The sequence below is a fragment of the Sphingomonas degradans genome (genome assembly GCF_053502645.1).
In genome coordinates this window covers 2,471,302-2,497,798 of record NZ_CP177172.1, presented here as the reverse complement: position 1 = coordinate 2,497,798, position 26,497 = coordinate 2,471,302, and the positions used below count along the sequence as shown (strand labels likewise).

Sequence of the window (26,497 nt, the reverse complement as noted above, 5' to 3'; positions counted from 1 at the left end):
TAGGCGGCGGCATGATTGGCTTTCTTCCTTTGCCCCGTGCCCTCGCGCGCACCCTGCCGGCGGCACTGGCGCTCGCCGGCTGTTCCGCCGAGGCGCCCCGCGAACCGGTGCGAGAGATCGAGGTGCGGACGCTGCGGGTCGCGCCGGCGCCCGTCGCGCCGACCGACGAGCTGCCGGGGCGCGTCGTCGCGTTCCGCATCGCCGAGATAAGGCCGCAGGTCGGCGGCATCGTCCAGCGGCGCTGGTTCGAGCAGGGCGCGGCGGTGCGCGCCGGCCAATTGCTGTTCCAGATCAACCCCGCGCCGTTCCGCGCCGACGCCGATACCGCGCGCGCAACGGTGGAAAAGGCGCTGGCGGCCTATGCGCGTGCCCGCAACCAGGCGGAGCGGCTGAAGCCGCTGGTCGATGCCGATGCGATCAGCCGGCAAAGCTATGACGATGCCCTCGCCGCGCGCAACCAAGCCGCCGCCGAGTTGGCGGAAGCGCGCGCCACCCTGCGCCGCCGCCAGGTCGATCTTGGTTTCGCGCGTGTCGTTGCGCCGATCTCCGGCCGTATCGGCGGCGCCAACGTGACGGAAGGCGCGCTGGTCGCCGCCGCCGACACCGCGCCGCTCGCGACGGTCCAGCAGATCGATCGGGTCTATGTCGATGTCCGCCAGCCCGCCGAGCGCTATGCCGCCCTTCGCGAGGCCGGTGGGGCGGCTGGGCAGGTGGAGATCGTGTCGGCGTCGGGAGCGGTGCATCCGGTGAAGGGCCGTATCCTGTTCTCCGGGATCACCGTCGATCCGGGCACGGGCGATGCGCTGGTACGGGTGGAAGTAGCGAATCCGGGCGAGCGGCTGCTCCCCGGCATGTTCGTCCGCGCGCGCCTGCCGCGCCCGGCCATGCCCGCCGCGCTTACCGTGCCGCAACAGGCGGTTACGCGTGGCGACGACGGTGCCGCCCAGCTCGCGGTGGTGGATTCGCAGGACCGCGTGCACGTGCGGCGGGTGCAGCTCGGGCCGATCGTCGACGGGCGCTACGTCATCGTCGCGGGCCTTCGCGCCGGCGAGGTGGTGATCGTCGAGGGGCAGGATCGCGTCCAGCCCAACACCCCCGTGCAGCAACGCCCCTGGCGCGACGGTGCGGGCCGCTGAGATGTCGCAATTCTTCATCAACCGCCCCGTCTTTGCCTGGGTCATCGCCATCGCAATCGTGCTGATGGGCGCGCTCGCCATCCCGCAAATGCCGGTCGCGCGCTTCCCCAGCGTCGCGCCGCCTACGGTCAGCATCTACGCCAGCTATCCCGGCGCCACGCCGCAGACGCTGAACGACAGCGTCGTCTCGCTGATCCAGCGCGAGCTATCGAGCGTGAAGAACCTGCTCTATTTCGAAAGCTCGGCCGACACCTCCGGCTCGGCGACGATCACCGCCACCTTCCGCCCGGGCACCGACCCGGAAATGGCGCAGGTCGACGTGCAGAACCGGCTGAAGGCAATCGAGGCGCGGCTGCCGCAGGTGGTGCGCCAGACCGGTGTGACGGTCGAATCCGCGTCATCGAGCTTTCTGATGATCGTGAGCCTGCTCTCCGATGGTCGGCAGGACGAAGTCGCGCTTTCCGACTATATGACGCGCAACATCGTCGACGAGCTGAAGCGCGTGCCCGGCGTCGGCCGCGTCCAGAATTTCTCCGCCGAACGCGCGATGCGGATCTGGATCGATCCGGCCAAGCTCGCCGGCTTCGGCCTGACCGCTACCGACGTGACGACGGCGATCGGCGAGCAGAATGTCCAGATCGCGCCGGGCGCGCTGGGCGCCGAGCCGACCGCGGGCGGCCAGCGCGTGCAGGTGCCGCTCACCGCCGACGGCCAGCTCAAGACGCCCGAGGATTTCGCCCAGGTGATCCTGAAGGCGAACCCCGACGGGTCCAGCGTCACGCTCGACAAGGTCGCCCGGATCGAGCTGGGCCGGCAGAGCTTCGGCAACGCCACGCGCGAGAATGGCAAGGTCGCCGCATCCGTCGGGATCCAGCTGAGCCCCGGCGCCAATGCCGTCGCCACCTCCCAGGCGGTGCGCGCGCGCATGGCCGAGCTGGCGCGCGCGCTGCCGCCGGGGATGGGCTGGTCCGCGCCGTTCGATACCGCGCCGTTCGTTCGCATCTCGATCGAGAAGGTGCTGCACACGCTGGCCGAGGCGATGCTGCTCGTCTTCCTGGTGATGTACCTGTTCCTGCAGAAGGTGCGCTACACGCTGATCCCGGCGATCGTCGCGCCGATCGCGCTGCTCGGCACGATCGCGGTGATGCTGGCGGCGGGCTATTCGATCAACGTGCTGACCATGTTCGGCATGGTGCTGGCGATCGGCATCATCGTCGACGATGCGATCGTCGTGGTCGAGAATGTCGAGCGACTGATGCACGAGGAGCATCTGTCACCCCGCGACGCGACGGCCAAGGCGATGCGCGAGATCACGCCCGCGGTGATCGGCATCACGCTGGTGCTGTCGGCGGTGTTCATCCCCATGGCGTTCGCCGCGGGATCGGTGGGCACCATCTATCGCCAGTTTTCGATGGCGATGGCGGTGTCGATCCTGTTCTCCGCCTTCCTCGCCCTCACGCTCACCCCGGCGCTGTGCGCCACGCTGCTCAAGCCGCTGGACAAGGAGCGGCGCGAGAACCGCTTCTTCGCCTGGTTCGACCGGCAGTTCGAGTCCGCCACCCAGCGCTATCAAGGCTGGGTCCGCGTGCTGCTCCAGCGGAGCGCGCGGATGATGCTGGTGTTCGTGGCGATCCTGGGATTGCTCGGGCTGGCCTTCACCCGGCTGCCGTCGTCGTTCCTGCCCGAAGAGGATCAGGGCTATTTCATGACCAGCTTCCAGCTTCCCGCCGACGCCACCGCCGCACGCACGCTGGAGGCGGTGCAGGCGCTGGAGCGGCACGCGCACGGCCGCCCCGGCATCGAGACGACGGAAGCGATCCTCGGCTTCGGCTTTTCCGGCTCCGGCCCCAATGCGGCGATGGTGTTTACCACGCTGAAGGACTGGGGCGACCGCGCCGGCACCGACGTCCGCCGCGAGGTCGCGGCCGCCGACGCCGCGCTGCCGAAAGCCGTGCACGAAGGCCAGGTGATGAGCCTGATGCCGCCGGCGATCGACGAACTCGGCACCTCGTCGGGATTTGCGCTTCGGCTGGAAGATCGCGCGGGCAAGGGGCGGCAGGCGCTGTTTACCGCCCGCGACCTGTTGCTCGGCTATGCCGAACGCAGCGCCAAGCTCACCGGCGTCTATGCCGAGGGGCTGCCCGCCGGCACCAGCGTGCGGCTGGACATCGATCGTGCCAAGGCGCGGGCGCTGGGCGTATCGTTCAGCGCGATCAGCGACATGATCGGTACGGCGCTCGGCAGCAGCTATGTCAACGACTTCCCGAACCAGGGCCGGTTGCAGCAGGTGATCGTGCAGGCCGATGCCGCGCATCGCATGAACATCGACGATGTGCTGCGCCTGCGGGTGCGCAGCAGTGCCGGGGGCACCGTCGCGCTCGCCGAGCTGATAACCCCGGTCTGGAGCAACAGCCCGCTCCAGCTCTCCACCTATAATGGCTATCCCTCCATCAGCATCACCGGCAACGCCGCACCCGGAACGTCGAGCGGCGAGGCGATGCGCGAGATGGAGGCGCTCGCCGCGCAGCTGCCGCCGGGCTTCGCGATCGAATGGACCGGCCAGTCGCTGCAGGAGCGCGAGGCCGGCGCGCAGGCGCCGATGCTGCTCCTCTTGTCGATGCTGGTCGTATTTCTGGTGCTGGCCGCCTTGTACGAAAGCTGGTCGATCCCGGTGGCGGTGATGCTGGTGGTGCCGCTTGGCCTGATCGGCGCGGTGTCTGCAGTGGCGCTGCGCGGCATGTCGAACGACGTCTTCTTTAAGGTCGGGTTGATCACCATCATCGGGCTGAGCGCCAAGAACGCGATCCTGATCGTCGAATTCGCCAAGCAGTATCGCGAGGCGGGCAGCAGCCTGATCGAGGCCGCCATCGCCGCCGCACGGGTCCGGCTGCGTCCGATCGTCATGACCAGCCTCGCCTTCACGCTCGGCGTCGTGCCCCTGATGCTGGCGGGTGGCGCCAGTGCCGAGACGCAGCACGCGATCGGCACCGGCGTGTTCGGTGGGATGATCACCGGCACCGTGCTGGCGCTGGTCTTCGTGCCGACCTTTTTCGTGGTGGTGGTGGGGCTGGCCGAGCGCTGGCGCGGCTGGCGAACGGGCAAGGAGGCATGACGATGCGCTATTGGGCTTTCCCCCTGCTGCTGGGGACGACCGCCTGTTCGATGACGCCGACGCTAACCCTGCCGGCCGCGCCGGTCGCCAATGCCTATCCCGTCGCCGATGGGGTAGAAGCGCTGCCCGAATGGCGCGGCATGTTCGGCGATCCGCGGCTGCAACGGCTGATCGCGCTGGCGCTCGACAGCAATCGCGACCTGCGCATCGCGGCGCTGAATGCCGAGGCGGCGAGGGCCCAGCTGCGGATCCAGCGCGCGCAGGCGCTGCCCGGCGTGAATGTCGAAGGCGGCTATACCCGCCAGCGGCAACCCGCCGGCGTGGCGGGTGCCGGCGTCGGCCTCACGCCCGGCACGGGTTCGGGAAACGGGGCCAGCGGGTTCGAATTCGGCCAGTTCACCGCGCAAGCCGCGCTGACCAGCTTCGAGATCGATCTGTTCGGCCGCGTGCAGGCACTGAACGCGGCGGCGTTCCACCGCTGGCTCGCCTCGGTCGAGGCGCGGCGCGCGGTGCGTCTGGCGGTGATCGGCGCCGTCGCCGATGCCTATTGGAACGAGCGGCTCGCCGCCGAACAGCGCGCGCTGACCCGCGCGACGCTGGACGATTGGCGCGCCTCGCGCGACATCACCCGGCGCCGCAGCGAGGCCGGACAGGCGAGCGGCGCCGATCTGGCCCAGGCCGAGGGCCTGGTGCGCCAGGCGCAGGCCGATCTGGCGCAGCGCGAGCGCGAAACAGCGCAGGCGGCGAACGCCCTGACGCTGGCAGTGGGCGCGCCGCTGCCGGCCGATCTGCCGCCGCCAAGCCCGTTGCTGGAGCAGCCGATCCGCACCGCGCTGGCGGCGGGAACGCCCTCGGACCTGCTGGTCCTGCGCCCCGACATCGCGCAGGCGGAACAGGAGCTGCGCGCGGCCAACGCCGATATCGGCGCAGCGCGCGCGGCGTTCCTTCCGCGCGTTTCGCTGACCGGCGCCTTCGGTTTCGCCAGCCTAGCGCTCGACAGCCTGTTCCAGGGCGCCAACCGTTCCTGGTCCTACACGCCGGCGGTCAGCCTGCCGATCTTTCGCGGCGGGGAGTTGCGCGGCAATCTGGACGTGGCGAAGCTCCGGACCTCGGTTGCCGTGGCAACCTATGAGAAGGCGATCCAGACCGCGTTTCGCGAGGTCGCCGACGGGCTTTCCGCGCAGGCGACCTATACGGCGCAGCTGGACGCGCTGGGCGCGGTCGTCACCCAGGCCGAGCGCCGCCTCCGGCTGACGGCGCTTGCCTACCGCGCCGGCCAGACCGGTCGCCTCGAGTTGCTCGATGCCCAGCGCGTCGCCTATGCGGCGCGGCAGACGGCGCTTGCCGCGCGACGGGATCAACTGAGCGCCGCCACCGCGCTCTACCGCGCGCTGGGCGGCGACGACAGAACCGAAGGAGCCCGATGATGCACCCACGCCCCCGTTATTCGCTGCCGATGCGGCTGCTCCACTGGACGCGCGCCGCGCTCATCCTGGGGTTGATCGCGCTGGGCTGGGCGATGACCTCGCTTCCCGACAGCCTGACCGCGAAGTTCACGTGGATGTATCCTCTCCACAAGGAATTCGGCGTGCTGGCGTTCGTGATCGGATCGGTCGCGCTGATCGTGCGCCTCCGCTCCGCCGTGCCGCCGCATCCCGCCGGCCTGTCGTGGTGGGAGACGGCGCTGTCGGGCATCGTCCAGTATGCGATGCTGGCGCTGGCGATCCTGGTGCCGCTGATGGGCTATGCAATGTCCAGCACATTCTCCCAGAGCGACGGCGTGCCCTTCTTTGGCGTCGAGCTTCCCGAACTTCTGCACAAGAACGACCGCGCCTCCGCGATCTTCGCCTGGGCGCACGAGACGCTCGCCTACGCGCTGCTGGCGCTGGTGGCGCTGCATGTGCTTGGCGTGATCAAGCATCGCTTTCTCGACCGGGGACGAGACGCCGACGTGCTGCCCCGGATGCTGTGACCGCTCCTGCCCCCGAGTCCGTTTTGCCCGGCGCGCGCGAGCCGGATGCCCGCGCCGCCATCATGGTTGCGCTCGTGGCGGGCCGCTCCCAAGGAAAACTATCTCCCCTTCGCGTGCGCGGTCGTTAGCATTGGCGCCAATGTACCGACACGCCCTTTAAGAGGAACGACGATGGCCGACCGCACGCTGCACCCCGAAACCCTGGCCCTGCATGCCGGCTGGCGCGCCGACCCGACCACCGGCGCGGTGGTGCCGCCGATCTATCAGACCACCTCCTACCAGTTCCGCGACACGGACCATGCCGCAAACCTGTTCGCGTTGCGCGAGCTGGGCAACATCTACACCCGGCTCGGCAACCCGACGACCGACGTGCTGGAACAGCGCATCGCCGCCCTCGAAGGCGGCGCGGCGGCGCTGGCGGTCGCCTCGGGCCAGGCCGCTTCGGCCTATGCGGTGCAGAACCTCGCGCGCGCGGGCGACAACATCGTCAGCGGTACGGACCTCTACGGCGGCACCTGGAACCTGTTCGCCAACACGCTGAAGGACATGGGCATCGAGGTCCGGTTCGTCGATCCCGCCGATCCGGAAGCCTTTGTCCGCGCCAGCGACGATCGCACCCGCGCCTGGTATGTCGAGACGCTGCCCAATCCCAAGCTCATCGTCTGCCCGATCGGCGAGATCGCGGCGCTGGGCCGCCCGCTCGGCATCCCGCTGATCGTCGACAACACCGCCGCACCGCTGATCGCGCGTCCGTTCGACCATGGCGCGGCAATCGTGGTCTATTCGACGACCAAGTATATCGGCGGCCACGGCACCTCGATCGGCGGGATTATCGTCGACGGCGGCACTTTCGACTGGGAGGCTTTCCCCGATCGCCAGCCGCTGCTCAACACCCCCGATCCCAGCTATCACGGCGCGGTGTGGAGCCAGGCGGCCAAGCCGCTCGGCCCGATCGCCTATATCCTGCGTGCCCGCACCGTGCTGTTGCGCGATCTGGGCGCGGCGCTGTCCCCGACCAACGCCTTCCATATCCTTCAGGGGCTGGAGACGCTGCCGCTGCGCATGCCGCGGCACTGCGAGAATGCGGCCAAGGTGGTCGCCTTCCTGCAAGCGCGGCCCGAGGTGACGCGTGTCATCCATCCGTCCGTCCAGACGGGCGTGCAGGCAGAGCGCGCCGCGCGCGTGCTGGCCGGCGGGCAGGGCGGTCTGGTCGGGTTCGAACTCGCGGGCGGGAGCGCTGCGGGGCGCGCCTTCATCAACGCACTCCAGCTCTTCTACCATGTCGCCAATATCGGCGATGCGCGCAGTCTCGCGATTCATCCCGCCTCGACCACCCATTCGCAGCTCTCGGCCGAGGAGCAGCGGGTGACGGGTGTGTCGGAAGGCTATGTCCGCCTCTCGGTTGGCCTCGAACATATCGACGACATCCTCGCCGACCTTGGCCAGGCGCTCGACCGCGCAAACGCAGCGCCGTGATGGGGCCGCGCGCGCCGGGGGGCGGCGGCCGGGTTGGCAAGATCACTCCATCACGATACATGTAAAGTTACATGAGTCGTGGAGTGCCGAAGATGCCTGCATTCGAGAATCCGGACCATTGGGACACCGCCGCCCAGCATTACGAGAAGACCGCGCATCCCTTTACCGTCCGCTATGCCGAGGCCGCGCTTGCGCGTGTCGCGCTGACCCCCGAGAGCCGCGTCCTCGACGTCGCGGCCGGCACCGGCGCGCTGGCGCTGACAGCGGCACGCACCGGAGCACAGGTGCTCGCGACCGACTTCTCCCCCGGCATGGTGGCGCGCATCGCAGCGGCGAACGTGCCCAATGTCCAGACGCGGGTGATGGACGGGCAGGCGCTGGCTCTGGACGACGGCATGTTCGATGCAGTCTTCTCGATCTTTGGCGTCATCATGTTTCCCGACTGGCGCAAAGGCCTGTCCGAGATGGCAAGGGTGACGCGCGCTGGGGGATATGGCGTGGTCGCGACCTGGCAGGACAGCGGTGCTGCAACTTTCCTGCTGCTCGGCCAGATCCGTCGCAAGCTGTTCCCCGAGCGCGACGGCATGACCATGCCCGAAGCGGTCAAAGCACTGAGCGACCCAGACGATTTCGCCCGCGAACTGGTTTCCGCCGGGTTCCATGATCCGCAGATCGAGCCTGTCACCCATGACTATGCGCTCGATATAGCCGCACTTGCCGAACCCGATACCTTGTTCGGTATGTCCCCCGACTGGACCAGCTTGCGTGATTCAGAGAAGGCCGCCGTCGTCGCCGAAGTGCGGAAAATGGCCGGCGATCGTGCGATCCTGCCTGTCCCTTCGACCGCGCTGATTGCCGTGGCCCGGCGCTGAGGCAGAACCCTTTGCTGCGATAGCCGGGATGCCCCTGTGGTGGTGTCGGCGCCGACTACTCATTGATCCTTTGGCGAACGGGGCGCTGGCCGGCTGAGGATAAAGGCGGCACAGCCCGCCATCACCAGGCCGACGGTGAGTTCGAGCATCAATGTCGGCCGTGCGGACCACCAGAACAGCGCATAGCCTAGGGTGATGCCCGAACAGGCCATGATCTTTGCCCGCGGACCGATCGCGCCATCCTCGCGCCAGGCACGCAATGTCGGGCCGAACTTCGGATGGTCGAGCAGCCACGCCTCCAGCCGTGGCGAGGAGCGTGCGAAGCAGCCCGCCGCCAGGATCAGGAAAATGGTGGTCGGCATCAGCGGCAGCAGCGCGCCGATGAAGCCGAGCGCCACGAACACGATGCCGAGCGCCGCCCAGGCTCCTCGCGAAAGATGGGCGGCAACGCGGCGGTGACGTGGTTCAGGCAAGAGTGGCTCCGGCGAGCGCGTGGACTCGAGAGAATGCGGCTCGGGCACCATCGATCACGCGCGCATCCTCTTCCTCCGAAAGATCGAGCGTGTCGAGCGCGGCTGTGAATTCCCGCCAGTGCTGCGCCCGGCCGTCCGGATGGCCGGCAAGGTGCCGCGCGCCGTGGCTGGCGTCCAGCCCCAATGCCGCTGCCGCCTTGTAGAGGAAGGCCGCGCCCAGGTTTGACCCTTCGGCGACGTAGAGCCAGCCGAACGCGGTCGGCAGGTCGATCGGTCCGGTCCCGAAGGCCGGGGTTTCGCCGTCATCGGGAACCGGCAGCTCCAGGAAGGCAAGATCCTGGGCGATGGCATCGAGCCGGCGGCGGCCCGCGAGATCGGGCAGCGCGGCGTCCAGCGCCGGATGCCGGTAGAGCGCATCGATGTCGCGGTGGAACCGATACTGCATCTGCAGAAAGCGTCCGTAGCGGTCGCGATCCCGAAACGGCTCTGCCGCCATGATCCGCTGGTCCAGCGTGTCATGGACCACATGGGTCGCGGCCTTCAGCCGCTTGGCGCGGCTCGACGCGGCGGTTGCCGGTTCGTTGAGGAGGATGGTCATGCAAGGCCCTTTCTTGTCGGAGGGAAGTCAACGCCGGAGCGAGAACAGGATGGGGATGGTGACGATCACCGGATCTCCCGGGATGTCGGCGCCGGGCGGCGGCACCGGCGATCCGCGGCGGATCATCGCCACGGCCTCGCCATCGAGCATCGGATAGCCGCTACCCCGCGCCAGTCGGGCGCCGAGCACGTGGCCCTGCCGATCGACCGTGATCGTCACCTGCGCGATCCCTTCCTCGCGGGCACTCTGCGAGGGGCGCGGATAGCGCAGGAACCGCTTGAGATGCCCGAGCAATTCGCTTTCCCAATTGGCGAGCGCGGCCTGTGCGGTCGATGCGCTGTTGGTGCGCGCGGCGACCGTCGACGCCTGGTTCGCAATCGCCGGCGGGGCGGTGGTCTGGTCGACGCGTCGCGTCGCGGTCGATGCTTCCTCTGGCTGGACCGCCGCCACCGCAGCCGGCTGGATGGGCACCGGCGGCGGCACGACCTGCGGTTCGGGCGGCGTTACCGACTGGCGCGTGCTGGCGGCCTCCTGTTCCTGCTGGAGCGGGCCAGGAGGTACCTCGGCCGGCGGCGCAGGCGGCGCGGCAGGGGTGGGGGCCAGTTCGAACGTGACGGCCATCCGCGACGGGGGCGCGATCTGGACCAAGGGCGATTGCGGCACCCAGGCCAGGATCGCGAGCGCGGCACCGAAGATAAGGGTGGTACCCGACATGCCGATGCGGCGGCAGGCGGCAGGCGGTTCGTAGCGGGACCGCTCCCACGCCAGCCCGACCGTCGCCAACGGTGGGTGCGGGCGCAGCAGGCCGGGCGACAGCGGCGCGGGGCCGCGCCGGGAAAGACATGCGTCAGAAGGCATATTCGAGCCTCATCGCCGCAGTGGTCCGCTCGTACGAGTAAAGCCAGTCGACATTGCTCTCGACCTGGTTGTGCTGGACGAGGATGTTCGGGGTCAGCCCGGCGAAGCGCAGCGCGGGCAACTTTACGATCGCGACGATATTCTGCTCGCGGTCGCGGCGCTTCGCCTCGAGAAGTTCGCTGTACGCGCGATAGTCCCGCCAGCGCAGCGAGGTGAAGGCAAGCAGGCTGACGGCCTTGCCGAAGGCCTTGTTCATGCCAAGGCGGACGCCGAACTGCCGATAGGCGTTGGCCGCATCTTCGGCCGTCTTGTCGACGACATCGGGGCCACCGAACAGCGACAGCCCGCGCGACACCCCGTACCACCCGGTGAGATTGGCTTCGGTCTGGGCACCATCGAAATTGCGATATGCCGGCAGCCGATAGTCGAGAACCTTGCGGCTCAACTCGATGCGGAGCGCGGCACTGTCGGCCGCGTTGACCATCGCCTCGGCCCGCACGCCCCAGGCGGTGTAGAGTATGTCCGATCCCAGGCTCCCGATGTCGAAAGTGGGCCCCAGGGCGAAGCTGCCGCGCGCGGATTGGTGATCATAGCCGATCTGAGTGGAGAGCGTCGTCTGGCTATAGGCGCCGTTCCCCGGATAGACATCGCCATAGAGCAGCGCCCGGCCGGCGATTCCGCCATTGCCGCCGATCGGCACGCGCCGGCTGAGCGTGCCTTCGACGTTGATGCCGGTGGCCTGGATCGCGTCGGGCACCTTGCGATCGATCAGGCAGGTGCCGTCATCGCCCGTCAGAAGGCAGGCATAGCTCGCCGAGCTCTGGTTGAGATTACTGCTGTAGCCCGGCCCGATCGCGAGAGACCCCTGCCATCGGCTCCGCCGCCGCAGCGCCTTCAGGAAGGTCTCGACCGTCTGGCGGATGCCGGCGGCCCTGTCGCCCTGCGCTTCCAGCGCGGCCTGCGCCTGCTGGAATTCGGCGAGCGCCGCGCGGTCCTTGCGGCTCTCGAACAGCACGCGGGCCAGTTCGAGGCGGCCGGGCAGGAAGTCGGGCTGCAGCTTGAGTAGCGCGCGATAATCGCGCTCCGCCGAGGCGAAATCCCGGGCCTGCCGCGCCAGTGCGCCTTCGGCATAGAAGACCAGCATGGGATCGCGCACGGGAAGCGAAAGATACGCCTTGAGGAACCGGCGCGCATCGGCCCATTGTCGCCGTGTCAGGGCGACATAGAGCGCCTCGCCCATCTCGCTGGCATTGCGGTTGACCGTATAGGTGCGCCCGTCGATCCTGATCGTCGTCGGTCCGGCGTCGATGTCCTCGACACCTTCCAGCAGCGCTCGCTCGGTGTCATCGGAGCGGCGATCGATGCTCTGGCCGAGGCGCAGGCGCGTGTCGTCACCGCCGACGGTCTGCGCGCGGGCAGCGCCACCGGTAGCGAGGGCGGCGCTAGCCACGAGCAGCGCACCGGCGAGACGCTGTCGAAGAAGATGCGGTACGCGCTGCACGGCCGGGAAGCTTTCCGTTGGCGGTCGAAGGGACGATCGGCGCGAGCGACGGGAAACGAGGGAGTCCGCAGACCCCCTCGCCCGAGTGCCGGAACCGACAGGGAGGGTCAGTTCTTGGTGCCACCGAAGGCCGTGTCGTACTGGCGGCTGCCGAACGCGACCACGCCGGCAAGCGCCGCTGCATTGCTGCCGTAGAAGCGGCCGCTGACCTGCCCACCCGAAGCAACCTGCACGCCGGACTGGGTGGCGGTCGCGTCGCCGGCGCCGATGATGTTGGCGCCATCGATGTCCGCGGTGCCGATGTTCACGCCGAAGCCGGTGCTGGCATTGGCGATGCTGCCGGTCAGCGTAGCCGCGCCGAAGTTCGCGGTGAACGTGCCGGTCAGCAGCCCCTTGTTCGCATAGTCGCTGATACCGTTGACCGAGTAGGTCGCCGTGCCGCTGGTCGGTACGGTCGTGCCGGCGCTGTCACCGGCATAATAGACGGTGTGCGTACCGTCGCCGACGCTCGACGTCTGCGCCCATTCGCCGAAATAGAGGTTGGCGGTGCCGACCTTTGCGAAGTGGAACACGCCCAGGTTGGTGTGGTCCGAGGGGGTGCCCGATGGCGCGTTGAGGGTCGATACCGCGTTTGCGTCGGCGCCGACGGAGGCCTTGAGGCCCTGGAAGTCGACGAGATTGCCGAGGCCCGTCGAGGGGACGGCAATGCCCGGGCGGCCCGAGGCGTGCGGACCGCCATTGATCGTGCTGGCGCCGACCACGGCCTTGCTCGTGTCGGTCGATTCCCCGACGATCTGGGCATTGGCCGCGCTGCACCAGGCAAGCGATGCGAGGCCGGCAGCGGCGAGCATCTTGCGGTGTACGATCTTCATGATAATTCTCCTGCAGTTGGAGCGCCTGAACCGTCAGGCGCCTTCATCCAGGGCGCGTCGCCATCCCACAGGTCTTGCAGGGTTTGTCGGGATTGGCGGCGCCCCTGAATCTCCGTCATCAGAACCGGCCCGTGAGGCTGAGCCGGACTGTCCGGCCCGGGGCCGGCATGAGCGACCGCGACAGCGGGTCCAGATAGTAGCGATTGTTGAGGTTGGTCCCGGCCAGCTCGGCCGAAAAACGATCATCGAGCCGGAACTTCACATAGGCGTCGACGGTCAGGATCTCGCCCCAGGTATAGGGGACGTTGAGAGCATAGCCGCCGATGCGATCGGCGACCGGGCCGCTGATGAACGTGTCGAGCTGGGGATTATCATAGCCGCTATACCAGGTGAGGCGGCTGCCAATCTCCAGACGCTTATCGAGGAAGCGTCCGCCCACGCTCCAGTTGATCTGGTCCTCGGGCGTCGCCTGGGTGAGCAGGTAGCTTGAGACGAACCCATATTTGACGCAATTGGGCACGCGGCCCTGCACAGGGTCCTGCTGGATGGCGAAGCTCTCGTCGCACACCTTGTTCTTTGTCATGTGCGCCGCGCCCAGTTCGGTGAAGAACCGGCCATTGTCATAGCGGGCCTGCAGTTCCAGACCCTGGATCTCCTGCCGGTCGAGGTTGAAGAACAGGAGCTGCGTCGAGCGCTCGATAACGTCCCTGGTCAGGTTGCGGTACCAGGTGAGCTTGATATCGGCGTGCTGATCGGCGCCGTTCAGGCCGAAGGCCCCCTTCAGGTCCTGCACGAACGCCGCCTCGATCGCATACATATGCTCGGGCTTCAGCGTCTGGGTCGGGTTGAGCGACGCCGAGAAGCCGATCGTGCTCTCAAAGATGCTGGGGAATCGATAGGCCTCGGCGTAGCGGACATAGGCCCTGCTAGCGCCGCTGAAATAGACGGTGGCCGAGGCGTTCGGCGCCCAGCCGTGCGCGCGCTTGTCGGCGGACTGCGTCACGGCGACGTTCGTCGTGACGGCCGTCATCCCGCACGAGCCCGCAACATAATTGGGCATCGCGGTCAGCGAGCCGTTGACGCAGGGATTGTCGGCGCGCCGGAAGCTGCCCTGCGCGTCGGGCGACCAGACGGTGTTGTGGCTGACCGTGAACGGCACCGGATTGGCGATATAGGCCGCCAGGCGCCGCTGGATGATGTTCTGGTTGGTGAACTGGGTCCGCAGCCAGGCCTCGTACGCCGCCGCACCCGTCTCGGTCGTCTGATAGCTCGCATTGTAGCCCGAGACGACCGACTGCCCGATGGACCCGCCGCGGATCTGCAGCAGGTCGTCGAGGAAATCGTCATGCGCCCAATAGCCTGAATAGGTAACGCCGGCATTGAGTTTCAGGAAGCTGGTCGGGCGCCACTCGCCGCGCAGGTTGATGCGATATTCCTCGCGCCGCCCGGCACGCGGATATTGGCGCCAGCCATTGGCGATCGCGTCGCTATACTGATCCTCTGAACTGAGCTTCTCGTGCTGCCACGTCCCCTCGATCATCAGGTCAAGGCGGCGGGTAAGCTTCACCTGATTGCTGGCGGTAAAGCCGATGCGGTCGTTATGGCTGTTGCCGAGCGCCGTGTTGATGAGGATGGGATCGGCCGCGGAAGCCGCGTTGGGGAAGCCGCCGGCGCTATAGGTGTCGCTGACGGTGTGTGTGCCCCACAGGCTCGCCTTCAGGTCGATCCATTTGCTGTCCGGCTGCCACTTGTATTCGGCGTTATAGGCCTGGGCATGGACCTTGCTCAGCGGCCATTGGATGTTGCCGAAGGTGCCCGTAGAGGTGGACATGATCCGCGAGGGAATGATCTCGCCATAGGTCGACTTGCTGTCGCGGAAGCCGAGCTGGAGATACTGGTCGGCGGCGATGTGCCACGTGCCCTTGGCCAGCCAGGATTCCATCTCGCTGGAGGTGTTGGGCACCTCTTCGCCGGGCTTGTAGTTCAGCCCCAGCAACCGGACATAGGTGTCCGGGGCGAGCGTGAGCCCGGATTGCTGATAATAGTCGGCGCCGTTTTCGCCCGAATAATAATTGCCGCGCTGGCGATAGGCATAGGCGGCGATCAGGTCGACGTCGCCGGCGCGCCCGGCCGCCGCGACCCGCACCGCCTTGTCCCCCATCGAGAAGACGTCGTTGTCGCCCGCCTTGTGGATGGGCACGCGAACGGTGGGATCGTCATAGGGATAGTTCGGCAGGCCCGGCGTGCCCGCGCTGCCGGGGAAGCCCGGAATGGTCCGATAGTCCTGTCCGGTAAGCACGGTCGGCAACTGCGGCGACACGGAATTATTGCCGCCTTCTAGATGCAGCTCGATGCCGAATTTCTGCGCCGGCTTGAGGATGTCGGCCACGTCGAGCGTGTTGATCACCACCGCGCCGCCCGTCGAGGCGTTCACCCCGCGCGCCGAGACCGGGCCCTTCAGCACCTCGACACCGGCGATCAGGCTGGGGTCGATATAGTTGCGGTTGCTGGCGCCGTTATAGCCGCGCCACACCGTCAGCGCCTGCTCGGTGCCGTCGATGATGACCGGCACCCGGCCGGGGCCCTGAATGCCGCGGATGCTAGGGTCGAGCGCGCCGCTGTTGCGGGAATCGCCGCTGAACACATTGACCATGCCCTTGAGCACGTCGGCCGGATTGACGCCCTTGTAGCGCTCGACCTCGTCCTTGCCGGCGAACGTCGAAGAGAGGTCGCGGTCGAAAACCGCGTCGTGCCGGCGGGCATCGCGCTCGGCGCCCGTCTCCTGCGTGCCTGCGGCGCCTTCGATCTTGAGCGCTTCGGTGACGATCGTGCCCTGCTGTCCGTCGCTGCCGTCCGCGGCCTGAACGCGCGCGAGCGTGACGAGATTGCCCGACAGATGCCAGGTGACCCCGGTGCCCGCGAGCAGCCGTTGCAGCGCATCGGCGATCGAAAGCTGGCCGTTTACCCCGGGCGAACTGAGGTCGCGCACCATGGCGGCGTCGACACTGACCTGGAGGCCCGACTGCCGCCCGAAATCGGCGAGCGCTTCGGGCAGCGACTTCGCCGGAATGTCGAAGCTGTGCGACTGGGCCGCGACCTGCGTCTGGCCGATGGCCGCAGCCGGCGATAGGATCGTCGCCGCGCCAGCCAGAAGAACGCTCCCCATAATCGACCGACGCCTAGACCGCGCCCGCGAAACCCCCGAAACCACCAAGCTGACCCCTTTTTCTACTTGTCCGTAGCGATGCAATTGCGAGGCATTCGCATCATCCGTACTGACTCAACGGATCGGCTTCGGGTTTTTTCGGAGATTTTTTCCGAGAAGGGGGCAGGGGGCTCAGTCGGCGGTGACGATGGTCATCCAGGGTGTGACCCGCGTCACCCGCGCGTCATGGGCGGCAGCAAGCGCGGAAAGCGCGTCCTGGGGGTGGCGAAGATCATAGACGCCGGTCACGCGCCGCGTCTCCATGCCTTCTCCCCGCGCGATGATGATCCCACGGTACCAGGGCCGCAGCGCATCGACGACGTCGCGGATCGGACGGTCGGTCGCCACATACTGGCCATCGACCCAGCTTGCGATCCGTTCGGGCGGCGTGTCGGTGCGCAATGCCTTGCCCGCGCCGCACGCCATGTCGACCGTCTGGCCGACCGACAGGATCGCGACCGGTGCCGCAGTATCGCACGCCACACGCACCCGTCCTCGCCGCACCGCCACGCCCACGCCATCGCTTCGCGCCTGCACCTCGAAGGCCGTGCCGAGGACCGTGGTGGTGGTTCCCGATGCGCCGATCTGGAACGGCCGCGACGGATCATGCACGACGTCGAAGTATCCATTGCCCTGCAGCAGCCGCACATGGCGCCGCCCGCCCGCATAATCGACGGCCAGCGCGGCACCCGGCGCCAGCTTGACCAGCGTCCCGTCGGCGAGGTGGAATGTCCGGACTTCGCCGGTCGGCGCGACATGGTCGGCCCGCAAATGGGTGAGAAGGCTAGGTCCGGCCCAGAGCGCAACGCACGCGGCCGCGGCAGCCGCGCTGCCCGCGAACAGGCGTCGGGCGAGACTGTGCCGCTCGCGTCGCCGGGCGAGCGGCTGCTCGAATGATACGACCGTGGGAGGTGGCGCGAAGGCGAGCGCGATGGCATCCGACGCGCGCGCGGTGTCGCTCCAGGCACGCACGTTGGCGGGACTGGCTGCGAGCCAGGCCGCAAAGGCGATCCGCAACGTCGGCGCGTCCGGTTCTTCGTCGAGGCGGATCAGCCAATCCGTCGCCTCGCGGTCAGCGCGTGCCTGTTCGATGGCGTCGACCTCTCCTGGTTCGCCCTCCTCGCGGCTGCTCATGCATGCGTCCTTATTGCCCGCGGCCGATCGTCCCGTCGCACGTTCGAAGGGTCCTTAGCTGCTAGACGAACCGGGTGTGGATTTTTTCGCCTATAGCGAGTTGCGGAGCGCTGCGCGGCAGCGCGCGACCCCATCGGCGACCAGGCCATGGGCGCTGGTCACGGATATCCCGAGCTGCTCCGCGATGGCCTTGAGCTTGATGCCCTCGACCCGGTGCATCCGGACCGCGACCCGCATGCGTTCGGGCATCAGCGCCAGCGCTTGCTCCACGACGCGCAACTCGGATTCCGAGATGACGGCTGCCTCCTGCGAGGGCGCTTCGCTCGGCACCTGCAGCAATTCAGCGTTGCCGTCATTATGGAACAGCCGATCCTCCAGACCGCTGCGGCGTGCGCCGTCGAGCGCGAGGTTGCGCACGATCCGGGAAAGATAGCCGAGCGGTTCGTCCATCGGGCGCTCGGCGAGCACTGCGCGAAAACGCAGCCATGCTTCCTGAAGCACATCCTCGGCCTGCGCGCGATCGCGCGTGATACGATTCGCCTGCCGCAGAAGGGCGGCGTGGTGTGACAGGAAGAGTTGAAGAGCCTCGGACTGCTGGGACACGCCTTACCGCCATGTGTTGCCCCCGCTCGCCTGCATGGGAGGGTACGTGCCCGCGCTTTCTGCGAGCGACTCGCAAATACCGCCGAGCCTTTGCCGAGGCAAGCCATTGTGCACATGTTGAGATCCCCGGGGCCGCGTTCGGACACGAAGCCTTAGTCGAGACCGGTCTTCCCCGGTGTCCAATGCGCTTTGGTGCGGATCCGACGTGACGGCACCTGGAGCGCCTTCAGGGTTCGGCGTACGCGCTGAATGGTTCCGGCTTTGCCGGTCAACACGAATGTCGCTCCGGCGTCGGCAAGTCCCGGCAGTTTGGATTCGAACTCGGACAGGTGCGCATCGTTCGCCTCCCGGCCGACAAGCGTGCAACTTTGGAGGTCGAGTTTCGCCGCGACCGACCGGCTGGTCTCGACATCTCCCACCTCGAAAAAGCCCGCCACCGCTTCCGTATCGGCGCTTTGCTCGATCGCATGGGCGAGCCCGAGCGATGTTTCGTCCCCGAATATCGCCAGCGGGCCGCCGGGCCGGCCAATGTCGAGCGACGCGCGCGGACCGAAGATATCGCAATGGGAACCCGGAACGGCGGCGCGCAGCCAGTCGCTGCCCGGACCCGTGCCGTGCGCGTAGCCAAGGATGCAGGTGCGCCCGGTATCGGCATTCCACGCGATCGGCGTATAGGTACGCGCCACGAATGCCGAGCCCATCGCGATCTGGATTTTTTGCCCCGGCGTCCATGCCACGTCCACGAGGCCCGGCCCCTCAAGGGTTATGAGATGGAAACGGTCGGCCAGTGTCTCGTTGGCGGTCACTGTGGCGCGCTTCATGATCAGGCGGATCAAGGCCTCACCGAGCCTGCCCGAAACCCGCGATGCGCGGGGCGCCGGCGCTTCCATGGTCGCCATCAGCCGATCCGTACGGTGAAATCGTTGCCGCGCTCCGCGTCCATTGCGAGCGTCTGGGAGAGATAACCGTTGCCGGGATCGCGGACATAGGCCCGATATTCCGGATCGAAGGCATTCTCCCCCAGCACGATCGCGCCGGGGCGAAGATGCGGTTCGACCAGCTTCAGTACCGGCAAATAGAGGGAGAAGGCGCCGTCGAGAAGCAACAGGTCGACCTCGCCCGCGATGTCCGCGAGCGTCTCGCGCGCATCGCCCTCCCGGATATCGACGAGGTCCGCCAGCCCTGCGGCCTCGAGATGTTCGCGCGCCCGCGTGACCTTGCCGGCCTCGAACTCGCTGCCGATCAGCGTGCCGCCGCCATTGTCGCGCAATGCCGCGGCAAGATAGATCGTCGAAATTCCCATGGACGTACCGAATTCGACGATCCGCGAAGCCTTTGTGGCGCGCGCCATCGCGTAGAGGAACCGCCCATATCCCGGTGAGACCGACAGGAAATGCTCGGCATAACCATCATACACTGAACGGAGGCCCGCTTTCTCGTCGTCCAGCAGTTTTGCCGCCCACTGCTCGACGCCTGCGCCGGAAGCCTCGACCTCCGCCATCACCTGCTCGAAATGGCCGTGGTCGGCATCGTGCGCGGCCTGATGCAAATGGCCGAGCAGGTCCGCGACGATATCCGTATCCAACGTATTCACTGGTTTTGCCCTTCCGGCTCGACTGGTCTGTTAGCGATCAATAGGACGCGTCGCGCATGGCGTCATTGCGAACCTCGGCCATGTTGTTATTCATTTGCGCCAATCAAAGCGGAGAGCACGAGATGCCGATCCTCACCGAACTGAGCGGCGAAGCGGATTGGGTCGAGCCCGACGATGTCCCCCGGCCAGTGGTCACTTACGGGTTCATCGCGAAGGATTTCGGCGGGTTCGAACTCGACCTGCATCGGCATCGCAAGGGGCAGGTCGTGCTCGTACAAAGCGGGGCGCTGAGCTGTGAGGTCGAAGGTGGCCTCTGGATCGTCCCGCCGCGCAGTGCGGTGTGGATACCGGGCGACGCGCTGCATTCGATGAAAGTGAGCGGCACGTTGGAGGGGTATGGCGCCTTCATCGATCCGGAATTCAGCGCCAGCCTTCCGACACGCTGCTGCGCCGTATCGGTGACGCCACTGCTCCGCGAACTGCTGACCCGCGCCGCGCATTTGCCGATACTCTACGAAGAAACCGGTGCGAACGCCCGCCTGCTCGCGGTGCTGCTCGACGAGCTGGCCGCAGCCGAGATCGAGCACCTGCACCTCCCGATGCCCAGCGACCCCCGGCTCCGCCGGACCGTCGAAGACATGATCGCTGCGCCTGCCGATCGTGGAACGGTCGATCTCTGGGCGAAGCGCGCTGGTCTCAGCGAGCGTACCTTGGCCCGAGTCATCCGTCGCGAGACCGGGATGAGCTTCGGCCGCTGGCGACAACAGCTCAGCATCCTCTTTGCAGTCAAATGGCTTGCGGGCGGTGCCTCGATCCAGCAGGTCGCGGATGATCTGGGATATGAAAGCGTGCCGAGCTTCGTGACGATGTTCCGCAAGGCGCTGGGGACTTCGCCCGGCCGGTACATGGCCGAACGCCACGCCGGCGCAAATCCCAACCGGCACAACGACTGACTGCGGTTGCTGCTCGATATATGGCCGATTTCGAGAGCCCTTGCTGCGCGATTGAACGGCAACGGCTGGTGAGACGGAGAGGGCGTTCTTGGAATCGAAGGTTCGGCGGAATGGCTAACGCGGGGACTGTGACGGGCATAGGGCGCGCTGCGGATCGTCGGCGGCATCACGCTTGCCTCCGCATTGAAGCGTTGTAATCTGCCCCTGATCCATCCTCCAACGCCGCACGAACCGCCTTTGGACTTGAACGAAGCGGCTCTCATCCCGCAGGGTGTGCCCTCCGGCGATGACCGAGACGGGAGAGAACGGGATGCGTATGATATTGGCGGTACTGGCGCTGTTCACCATGGCGCAAACCGTGCCGGACCCGCATCTGCCCAAGCCGACCCAGGATTCCGTCGCACCCACCTTGCCCCAGGGATTGCAGCACGCGGTCCTGATCGTGTCGAAGACCAATGGCTGGCGGCACATCGAGCATATCCCGCACTCGAACACCGTGCTTGCGGACATCGCCAAGGGGCTCGGCCGCGCGAGCTTCGTCACCGAGAATGCGGCGGTCTTCAACGACGAGCAACTGCGGCACTTCTCCGTCGTCGTGCTCAACAGCGCGAGCGGCGACTTCCTCACGCCCGAGCAGCGTGCGGCCTTTGCCCGGTTCGTGGCGCGCGGCGGCGGTGTCGTGGCGCTGCACGCGGCGGGCGACAACAGCCATACCGACCCCTGGTACGTCCAGACCGTGATCGGCACCAAATTCATCGGACATCCGGGCGGCGCCGATCATCTCCAGTCGGCGCAGGTGCTGGTCGACAAGCCGGATCATCCCGCCATGGCTGGCGTGACGCTGCCCTGGTCACTGGTCGACGAATGGTATTCCTTCGATTCGAACCCGGCCGCGAAGGGCATGACCGTGCTCGCGCGGATCGACGAGGGGAGCTATCGGCCGGGTGCCAGGCTGGCGATGGGCGTGCATCCCGTGATCTGGGTCAATCCCTCGACAAAGGGGCGGGTCTTCTATTCGGCGCTCGGACATTCGCCGGAAGTCTATGACGATCCCACGTATCGGCGCATCCTCACCAACGCCATCCGCTGGGCCGCACGCTAGGCGGCAACATAGCGGCGCCCTGTGCCTCAAGCCAGCTTTTGGGAAAGCTACTGCCCGGTGACCTCCTCGCCGCGATGCGCGACGTGTATCTTGTTGCCATCGGGATCGTGCAGGTAGGTGCCGTAATAATCCGGGCCGTGGCTGAACATGGCCGTCCCGTCAGATCTCACTTGCGATCGACGCTATCTCGCCCAGCCGTTCGTCATTACGACGATAGAACGTCCATTGTCGGATGCGCTTGGCCGTCACCAGCCCGCTGGCTTGAAGCACGCGCATATGCTCGCTGAGTGTGGAGGCGTTCACGCCGAGCTTGTCGGCAATGAACAGGCCGCACACGCCGTCCTCGATCAGGTCGCCGTCGCGTTGCGGAGGAAAGTGCGCGGTCGGATCGCGAAGCCAGCCCAGGATTTGCAGGCGACGCTCGTTGCCCAGCGCGCGAAACAGGTCTGCGGTTTCCATGTTCGAGAGTTTGCCAATTAACGAAATGAGTGTCAACTATGCGCCGACTCGCAGCAGGATCGCGCAATGCCTACACTCCCGTTCTTTACCGTCGATGTGTTCACCACCGCGCGCTTTGGCGGTAATCCGCTCGCAGTGGTGATCGGTGGCGAAACCCTCGACGCGGCCACGATGCAGGCCGTGGCTGCCGAGTTCAATCTTAGCGAGACCACCTTCGTCCTGCCGCCCGCCGATCCCGCCCATACGGCGCGGGTCCGCATCTTCAACCGGACCGCCGAGATGGCCTTTGCCGGGCATCCGATGGTCGGAACTGCCTTCGTCCTGGCGGGGCGCCATCCCGATCTTGTTGAGGCGGCGTTCGAAATACCGGCCGGCCTGGTCCGTGTCCGGATCGAACGAAATGCCACGGGCGACCCGGTCGGTGCCGCGATCACTACGCCGCAACCCCTGACGGTGGGAGAGGCGCTGGAACGCGAGGTGATCGCCAGCGTCCTGAGGCTGCGTGCCGACGATGTGGTGACGACGACGCATCCGCCAATCGTGGCGTCGAACGGCAACCCTTACGTGATCGCCGAGGTGACCGATGACGCGCTGGCGCGTTGCTCACCCGATCTGGATGCTTTCCGGGCGGCGCTTGCGGCGCATCCGCAGGACGGCAACCGCTTCTCGGTCCATGTCTACTGCCGACAGGAACGCACGTTGCGCGCGCGCATGTTCGCGCCGCTGGCAGGAACCTGGGAGGACCCGGCGACCGGCAGCGCGAACGCTCCGCTCGCCTGCCTCCTGCTGTCGCTGGAGCCGGGAAGCGAGGCGGCGATGTTCACCATCCACCAAGGGGTGGAGATGGGTCGGCCGAGCCTGCTGCGTGTCGAGGCCCGCCGTGGTGCGGAGGGCATTGTCGCCACGCTCGACGGAGCGTGCGTACCGGTCATGCAAGGGGAGATCACGCTATGACGGATCTTGCTTCCACCATCGGCTTCCCGGCGCTCGTACGAGCGGCCTCGATTGCGACCGCAGCGCCACCTCAGCCGGTCCACAGGCGGCCCTGACGCAGAAGTCGTGACATGAAATTGGAGAGGCGATGCCGAGCGTCCCTTTGACGATAGCGGCCGCAGGAGCGGTCGGCGCGGCGCTTGCCTATCGAAGGTTGGATGCCAGGAAATCGACGAAGAGACGGACCCGTGCAGGAACGTTCTGGCCGCCGACAAAGACCGCGTGGATTTGTTCGATATCGCCGGGATTGAACGCCTCCAGCAGCGGCACAAGCGTCCCGGCCGCGATTTCCTCGGCCACGCTGAAGGCGCCGACGCGCGCGATGCCCACGCCGATCGCGGCGAGTTGTCCCAGCGTCTCGCCATTATTGGCCTCGAATCCGCCCCGCACCGACAGGGCGAAATCCTGACCTTCGCGCCGGAACGGCCACACCGGTTCGGATCGGCGGAAGCTGAAATTCAGACAGTTGTGCGCGAACAGATCCTCAGGCACCTGCGGCGTGCCGCGGCGCGCCAGATAGTCGGGGGACGCAACGATTACCCGCCGGCTCTCGCCCAGCTTTCGAGCGGTGAGGCTGCTGTCCGGCAGGGGGCCGAACCGCACCGCTACGTCCGCCTGGCCCGCTGCGATATCGACAAGGGTGTCGGTCAGCGCGATGTCGATCAGGATGTCGGGATAGAGCGTTGCAAACGCGCCCAGCAGGGGCACGACACAGAGCCGTCCATGCGAGAGTGCTGCCGTGACGCGCAACCGACCGCGCGGACTGCCTTGATCGGCGAGTTGCTGCTCCGCGTCGTCGAGATCGGCCAGTATGCGCCGCGCCGCCTGCAGATATGCGTGCCCCTCGACAGTGAGAGTGAGCGCGCGCGTAGAGCGCAGCAGCAGCCGAACGCCCAGCCGCGTCTCGATACGATCGACCGCACGCGCCACCGCCGACGGACTCAGGCCCAGTTGCCGGCCTGCACCGGAAAAGCTTCCCCGCTCGATCACCGCTGCAAACAGCGACAGGCTATGTGCCCGGTCGCTGGCACCGGTCAGTTTTGCGTCCATCGCATAAATCCTTCGCGTTCCCGCGTGCTACCCCAACCTTGTCGTGCCGTCCATCTGGGCCGCGAACAAGCAATGGAACGATGCACCATGGATTATTGGCAATTGCGACGGTCGGGGTTGCGCGGGACCGTCCCCAGCTTTGGCGCGCGCAATCGGGCGAGCGCCCCCAAGACGAATCCGCAGCAGCCGGGTGTTGCCCGCCGCGCTTGGAGGCACGCATGAGCGAGACCGAATTGAAGAACCGGCTAGGCCTTCTCGCGCTCGCGGTCGGCGCGTTCGGGATCGGTGTCACCGAATTCGCACCGATGGGCCTGTTGCCGGTGATCGCGCGCGACCTGCAAGTGTCGATCCCCGCCGCCGGGCTTTTGATCAGCGCCTATGCGTTGGGGGTCATGATCGGTGCGCCGCTAATGACGCTGACCACCGGGCGCATGCCGCGCCGGATGCTGCTGATCGGGCTTGCCGGGATATTTACTGCGGGCAACCTGCTGGCTGCGGTATCGGACAGCTATGCCATGCTGCTGGCGGCACGCGTGCTCACTTCGTTCAACCACGGCGCCTTCTTTGGCGTCGGGTCGGTGGTAGCGGCGGGACTGGTTGCGCCCGAGCGCAGGGCGAGCGCGGTCGCGTCGATGTTCATGGGGCTCACCATCGCCAATGTGGTGGGCGTGCCGCTTGCGACATGGGCGGGCGAGCATCTGGGGTGGCGCGCGTCTTTCTGGGGCATCGCCGGATTGGGCGTGCTTACGATGGCCGCCCTTCGCGTGACTTTGCCGAACCTGCCCGCGCCCTCGGGCGGAAACGTCGTCGCCGAGCTGCGCGTGCTGACGCGGCGGCAGGTGCTGGGCGCGCTGGCGCTGACGGTGATCGGGTCCAGCGCGATGTTCACCGTCTTCACCTACATCACGCCGATCCTGCGCGAAGCGACCCATGCGTCGCTGGGCTTCGTGACAGCGATGCTGATGACCTATGGCCTGGGACTGACAGCGGGCAATTGGCTTGGCGGGCGCTTTGCCGATCGGTCGGTCGATCGCACCTTGATGATCACGCTGGCTGCGCTGTCGGCGATCCTGGTCGCCTTCGCCATGTCGATGGGCCATGCCGGCGTGAGCGCTGTCCTTATCTTCCTGTGGGGGGTGGCGAGCTTTGCCCTGGTCCCGCCGCTGCAGATACGGGTGATGACGGCGGCGGCGGAAGCGCCGAACCTGGCCTCCGCAGTCAATATCGGCGCCTTCAACCTCGGCAACGCATTCGGCGCCGCGCTCGGCGGGGGCGTGATCGCCGCCGGGCTTGGCTACCCGGCCGTGGCGATGGCGGGCGCCGCAACGTCGCTTCTGGGACTGGGCGCCCTTTGGGCTCAGTCGGTCCGACGATAGCGGATCAGCGTCATGATACCCTCGGGACTGACTTCAAGATCCGCGACGTCCGATTGTGCATCAACCCGACAGAACACAGTCATTCCGTCCTGGGCAAGGTGGCTGAAGCTCAGCTCCGTCTCTGCGAGTAGCGCCTGTGCGCGTCCAAGATACTGGTTCATCCGGGCTGCCGCCTGCTGCCCGGTGTCGCCTGAATAATGGCCACTGCCGACGAGTTGCTGGATCGCCAGCGATGCGCGAGCAAAACCGACGGGACGACCGCTCATCAGCCATGTGGCGATCGCGGCCTTGGCTTGCCCAGGTCCCGCCAACCCTTCGACGCGTGGCCCTCCAAGCGCTGCAAAGCTCGGTTGCAGCAGCGATTCGATGGCCGCGTCTGCCGTCTCTGCGCGTCGCTCGCCTGGAACGGTCAGGGCGAGGTCCAGATAGATACGAAAATGGTCCAGGAACGTCCGTACCGTGCGGGCCCGCGCAACCGCGAAGGCGGCAGCCTCGCCTGCAAGGGGCGAAGCCGAAACGGGATCGAGCCGTAATTGCGCCAGCGCGACCTGGTCCATCAGGCTGCGGGTTCGGAACAGGGGAGCGGACGCGACCTGCATCGCGTCGAGCATCGCGTCTGCTGCGTCGAAATCGCTGGCGAAGAAGAGATGCTCCGCAGTCGCTATTCGCCTGATCCCGCCCATGTGCGCGCCCGGTTCGTCGCTTGCCTCCGCGATGGCCAGCAGCCGCAGGTCGGCAAGGCTCAGGGACATCAGCTTGGCCGGGCCGACCAACAGCCCGATACGTGGCAAAAAGAGGAAACGGCTGTCGTGGAGGGCGGACAGGACGGCACCCACCATCGCGCGCTCGTCTTCGAAATGATGACGCGACCCCGCGTTTTGCGCAGCCCACTCGAACCACCGAAAGCCACCGTCTATCCAGGAAAGCACCAGACGCGCATGCTCCGATAGATCGGGCACGCGATACTGCCTGTTGCCAATCACGATCGACATTCGATGTCCTCCTGCCAGGTATCGGGCCCGGTGATCGTAACCCGTGTTGCGGCGACTGCAACTGCCTGTCCGAGGGCCGCTCCAGTGCATGTCGATCGTCGCCACGCTCGAGTTCGGCGGGGACCGTTCGCCGTTGGCTTCATAGTCCAGCGCGCGCGCACGCAGC

General features: G+C 67.0%; 23 protein-coding genes. 10 read left to right on the top strand and 13 right to left on the bottom strand.

From position 1 onward, the window contains the following. The first annotated feature begins 11 nt into the window (after positions 1-11). The 6 genes from ACG3SL_RS11330 to ACG3SL_RS11305 all read left to right on the top strand — a co-directional run bounded on the left by ACG3SL_RS11330 (position 12) and on the right by ACG3SL_RS11305 (position 8,568). A complete protein-coding gene (locus ACG3SL_RS11330) occupies positions 12-1,136 on the top strand; it encodes an efflux RND transporter periplasmic adaptor subunit (protein WP_448661219.1) in 1,125 nt (374 codons plus the stop codon). Next, on the top strand, positions 1,123-4,248 hold the full coding sequence (locus ACG3SL_RS11325; protein WP_448661218.1) for a multidrug efflux RND transporter permease subunit: 3,126 nt from the start codon (positions 1,123-1,125) through the stop codon (positions 4,246-4,248). The genes ACG3SL_RS11330 and ACG3SL_RS11325 overlap by 14 nt, the downstream gene beginning before the upstream one ends. Then, positions 4,245-5,675 carry an efflux transporter outer membrane subunit gene (locus ACG3SL_RS11320; RefSeq protein ID WP_448661217.1) on the top strand — a complete coding sequence of 477 codons (1,431 nt, stop codon included), beginning with the start codon at positions 4,245-4,247 and terminating at the stop codon, positions 5,673-5,675. Before ACG3SL_RS11325 ends, ACG3SL_RS11320 begins: the two co-directional genes overlap by 4 nt. After that, complete coding sequence (locus ACG3SL_RS11315; RefSeq protein WP_448661216.1) at positions 5,675-6,220, top strand: cytochrome b; 546 nt, start codon at positions 5,675-5,677, stop codon at positions 6,218-6,220. Before ACG3SL_RS11320 ends, ACG3SL_RS11315 begins: the two co-directional genes overlap by 1 nt. 171 nt (positions 6,221-6,391) lie before the next feature. After that, the gene (locus ACG3SL_RS11310; RefSeq protein ID WP_448661215.1) at positions 6,392-7,696 is read left to right on the top strand and encodes an O-acetylhomoserine aminocarboxypropyltransferase/cysteine synthase family protein; all 1,305 of its coding nucleotides are present in this window, start codon (positions 6,392-6,394) and stop codon (positions 7,694-7,696) included. 92 nt (positions 7,697-7,788) lie between these two features. Next, positions 7,789-8,568 carry a class I SAM-dependent methyltransferase gene (locus ACG3SL_RS11305; RefSeq protein ID WP_448661214.1) on the top strand — a complete coding sequence of 260 codons (780 nt, stop codon included), beginning with the start codon at positions 7,789-7,791 and terminating at the stop codon, positions 8,566-8,568. 59 nt (positions 8,569-8,627) lie between these two features. On the opposite strand, the gene ACG3SL_RS11300 is transcribed toward ACG3SL_RS11305, so the two are convergent. The 10 genes from ACG3SL_RS11300 to ACG3SL_RS11255 form a co-directional block, all read right to left on the bottom strand. Beyond that, the gene (locus ACG3SL_RS11300; protein ID WP_448661213.1) at positions 8,628-9,041 is read right to left on the bottom strand and encodes a YbaN family protein; all 414 of its coding nucleotides are present in this window, start codon (positions 9,039-9,041) and stop codon (positions 8,628-8,630) included. Continuing rightward, positions 9,034-9,639, bottom strand: coding sequence for a biliverdin-producing heme oxygenase (locus ACG3SL_RS11295; protein WP_448661212.1), 606 nt, complete (start codon positions 9,637-9,639; stop codon positions 9,034-9,036). The genes ACG3SL_RS11300 and ACG3SL_RS11295 overlap by 8 nt, the downstream gene beginning before the upstream one ends. A 27-nt stretch (positions 9,640-9,666) precedes the next feature. Next, complete coding sequence (locus tag ACG3SL_RS11290) at positions 9,667-10,497, bottom strand: energy transducer TonB family protein (protein WP_448661211.1); 831 nt, start codon at positions 10,495-10,497, stop codon at positions 9,667-9,669. Then, entirely contained in the window at positions 10,487-11,947 is a 1,461-nt protein-coding gene (locus tag ACG3SL_RS11285; RefSeq protein ID WP_448661210.1) for a surface lipoprotein assembly modifier, read from the bottom strand. Before ACG3SL_RS11285 ends, ACG3SL_RS11290 begins: the two co-directional genes overlap by 11 nt. Before the next feature lie 158 nt (positions 11,948-12,105). Next, on the bottom strand, positions 12,106-12,870 hold the full coding sequence (locus ACG3SL_RS11280; protein ID WP_448661209.1) for a Slam-dependent surface lipoprotein: 765 nt from the start codon (positions 12,868-12,870) through the stop codon (positions 12,106-12,108). Between the two features lie 118 nt (positions 12,871-12,988). Further along, complete coding sequence (locus tag ACG3SL_RS11275; protein WP_448661208.1) at positions 12,989-16,036, bottom strand: TonB-dependent receptor; 3,048 nt, start codon at positions 16,034-16,036, stop codon at positions 12,989-12,991. Positions 16,037-16,207: 171 nt separating this feature from the next. Further along, the gene (locus ACG3SL_RS11270; protein WP_448661207.1) at positions 16,208-17,209 is read right to left on the bottom strand and encodes a FecR family protein; all 1,002 of its coding nucleotides are present in this window, start codon (positions 17,207-17,209) and stop codon (positions 16,208-16,210) included. A 90-nt stretch (positions 17,210-17,299) separates the two neighbouring features. Continuing rightward, on the bottom strand, positions 17,300-17,812 hold the full coding sequence (locus ACG3SL_RS11265; RefSeq protein ID WP_448661206.1) for a sigma-70 family RNA polymerase sigma factor: 513 nt from the start codon (positions 17,810-17,812) through the stop codon (positions 17,300-17,302). 152 nt (positions 17,813-17,964) lie between these two features. Next, positions 17,965-18,711: a siderophore-interacting protein gene (locus ACG3SL_RS11260; protein ID WP_448661205.1), complete on the bottom strand. Its 747-nt coding sequence runs from the start codon at positions 18,709-18,711 to the stop codon at positions 17,965-17,967. Continuing rightward, entirely contained in the window at positions 18,711-19,406 is a 696-nt protein-coding gene (locus ACG3SL_RS11255; protein WP_448661204.1) for an O-methyltransferase, read from the bottom strand. Before ACG3SL_RS11255 ends, ACG3SL_RS11260 begins: the two co-directional genes overlap by 1 nt. A 122-nt stretch (positions 19,407-19,528) precedes the next feature. Between ACG3SL_RS11255 and ACG3SL_RS11250 the strand changes: the two genes are divergently transcribed. Both ACG3SL_RS11250 and ACG3SL_RS11245 read left to right on the top strand, forming a co-directional pair. Further along, complete coding sequence (locus ACG3SL_RS11250; RefSeq protein WP_448661203.1) at positions 19,529-20,359, top strand: AraC family transcriptional regulator; 831 nt, start codon at positions 19,529-19,531, stop codon at positions 20,357-20,359. Positions 20,360-20,669: 310 nt separating this feature from the next. Further along, positions 20,670-21,461 carry a ThuA domain-containing protein gene (locus ACG3SL_RS11245; RefSeq protein WP_448661202.1) on the top strand — a complete coding sequence of 264 codons (792 nt, stop codon included), beginning with the start codon at positions 20,670-20,672 and terminating at the stop codon, positions 21,459-21,461. Between the two features lie 159 nt (positions 21,462-21,620). On the opposite strand, the gene ACG3SL_RS11240 is transcribed toward ACG3SL_RS11245, so the two are convergent. After that, a complete protein-coding gene (locus ACG3SL_RS11240; RefSeq protein ID WP_448661201.1) occupies positions 21,621-21,920 on the bottom strand; it encodes an ArsR/SmtB family transcription factor in 300 nt (99 codons plus the stop codon). Positions 21,921-21,986: 66 nt separating this feature from the next. On the opposite strand from ACG3SL_RS11240, the gene ACG3SL_RS11235 reads away from it, so the two are divergent. Then, complete coding sequence (locus tag ACG3SL_RS11235; RefSeq protein ID WP_448661200.1) at positions 21,987-22,874, top strand: PhzF family phenazine biosynthesis protein; 888 nt, start codon at positions 21,987-21,989, stop codon at positions 22,872-22,874. A gap of 183 nt (positions 22,875-23,057) precedes the next feature. On the opposite strand, the gene ACG3SL_RS11230 is transcribed toward ACG3SL_RS11235, so the two are convergent. Then, positions 23,058-23,963, bottom strand: a complete 906-nt coding sequence (locus ACG3SL_RS11230; RefSeq protein WP_448661199.1) for a LysR family transcriptional regulator — start codon at positions 23,961-23,963, stop codon at positions 23,058-23,060. 218 nt (positions 23,964-24,181) lie between these two features. Between ACG3SL_RS11230 and ACG3SL_RS11225 the strand changes: the two genes are divergently transcribed. Further along, positions 24,182-25,339, top strand: coding sequence for an MFS transporter (locus tag ACG3SL_RS11225; RefSeq protein ID WP_448661198.1), 1,158 nt, complete (start codon positions 24,182-24,184; stop codon positions 25,337-25,339). On the opposite strand, the gene ACG3SL_RS11220 is transcribed toward ACG3SL_RS11225, so the two are convergent. Continuing rightward, positions 25,321-26,331, bottom strand: a complete 1,011-nt coding sequence (locus ACG3SL_RS11220) for a hypothetical protein (protein ID WP_448661196.1) — start codon at positions 26,329-26,331, stop codon at positions 25,321-25,323. The two genes, ACG3SL_RS11225 and ACG3SL_RS11220, sit on opposite strands and share 19 nt — an antisense overlap. Between the last annotated feature and the right edge of the window lie 166 nt (positions 26,332-26,497).

Excerpts from the sequence above, each read along its gene's own strand:
- ACG3SL_RS11330 (WP_448661219.1), top strand. The coding sequence starts at position 12 with ATGATTGGCTTTCTTCCTTTGCCCCGTGCCCTCGCGCGCACCCTGCCG.
- ACG3SL_RS11320 (WP_448661217.1), top strand. The coding sequence starts at position 4,245 with ATGACGATGCGCTATTGGGCTTTCCCCCTGCTGCTGGGGACGACCGCC.
- ACG3SL_RS11315 (WP_448661216.1), top strand. The coding sequence starts at position 5,675 with ATGCACCCACGCCCCCGTTATTCGCTGCCGATGCGGCTGCTCCACTGG.
- ACG3SL_RS11310 (WP_448661215.1), top strand. The coding sequence starts at position 6,392 with ATGGCCGACCGCACGCTGCACCCCGAAACCCTGGCCCTGCATGCCGGC.
- ACG3SL_RS11305 (WP_448661214.1), top strand. The coding sequence starts at position 7,789 with ATGCCTGCATTCGAGAATCCGGACCATTGGGACACCGCCGCCCAGCAT.
- ACG3SL_RS11295 (WP_448661212.1), bottom strand. The coding sequence starts at position 9,639 with ATGACCATCCTCCTCAACGAACCGGCAACCGCCGCGTCGAGCCGCGCC.
- ACG3SL_RS11290 (WP_448661211.1), bottom strand. The coding sequence starts at position 10,497 with ATGCCTTCTGACGCATGTCTTTCCCGGCGCGGCCCCGCGCCGCTGTCG.
- ACG3SL_RS11280 (WP_448661209.1), bottom strand. The coding sequence starts at position 12,870 with ATGAAGATCGTACACCGCAAGATGCTCGCCGCTGCCGGCCTCGCATCG.
- ACG3SL_RS11275 (WP_448661208.1), bottom strand. The coding sequence starts at position 16,036 with ATGGGGAGCGTTCTTCTGGCTGGCGCGGCGACGATCCTATCGCCGGCT.
- ACG3SL_RS11270 (WP_448661207.1), bottom strand. The coding sequence starts at position 17,209 with ATGAGCAGCCGCGAGGAGGGCGAACCAGGAGAGGTCGACGCCATCGAA.
- ACG3SL_RS11260 (WP_448661205.1), bottom strand. The coding sequence starts at position 18,711 with ATGGCGACCATGGAAGCGCCGGCGCCCCGCGCATCGCGGGTTTCGGGC.
- ACG3SL_RS11250 (WP_448661203.1), top strand. The coding sequence starts at position 19,529 with ATGCCGATCCTCACCGAACTGAGCGGCGAAGCGGATTGGGTCGAGCCC.
- ACG3SL_RS11245 (WP_448661202.1), top strand. The coding sequence starts at position 20,670 with ATGCGTATGATATTGGCGGTACTGGCGCTGTTCACCATGGCGCAAACC.
- ACG3SL_RS11240 (WP_448661201.1), bottom strand. The coding sequence starts at position 21,920 with ATGGAAACCGCAGACCTGTTTCGCGCGCTGGGCAACGAGCGTCGCCTG.
- ACG3SL_RS11235 (WP_448661200.1), top strand. The coding sequence starts at position 21,987 with ATGCCTACACTCCCGTTCTTTACCGTCGATGTGTTCACCACCGCGCGC.
- ACG3SL_RS11230 (WP_448661199.1), bottom strand. The coding sequence starts at position 23,963 with ATGGACGCAAAACTGACCGGTGCCAGCGACCGGGCACATAGCCTGTCG.
- ACG3SL_RS11225 (WP_448661198.1), top strand. The coding sequence starts at position 24,182 with ATGAGCGAGACCGAATTGAAGAACCGGCTAGGCCTTCTCGCGCTCGCG.
- ACG3SL_RS11220 (WP_448661196.1), bottom strand. The coding sequence starts at position 26,331 with ATGTCGATCGTGATTGGCAACAGGCAGTATCGCGTGCCCGATCTATCG.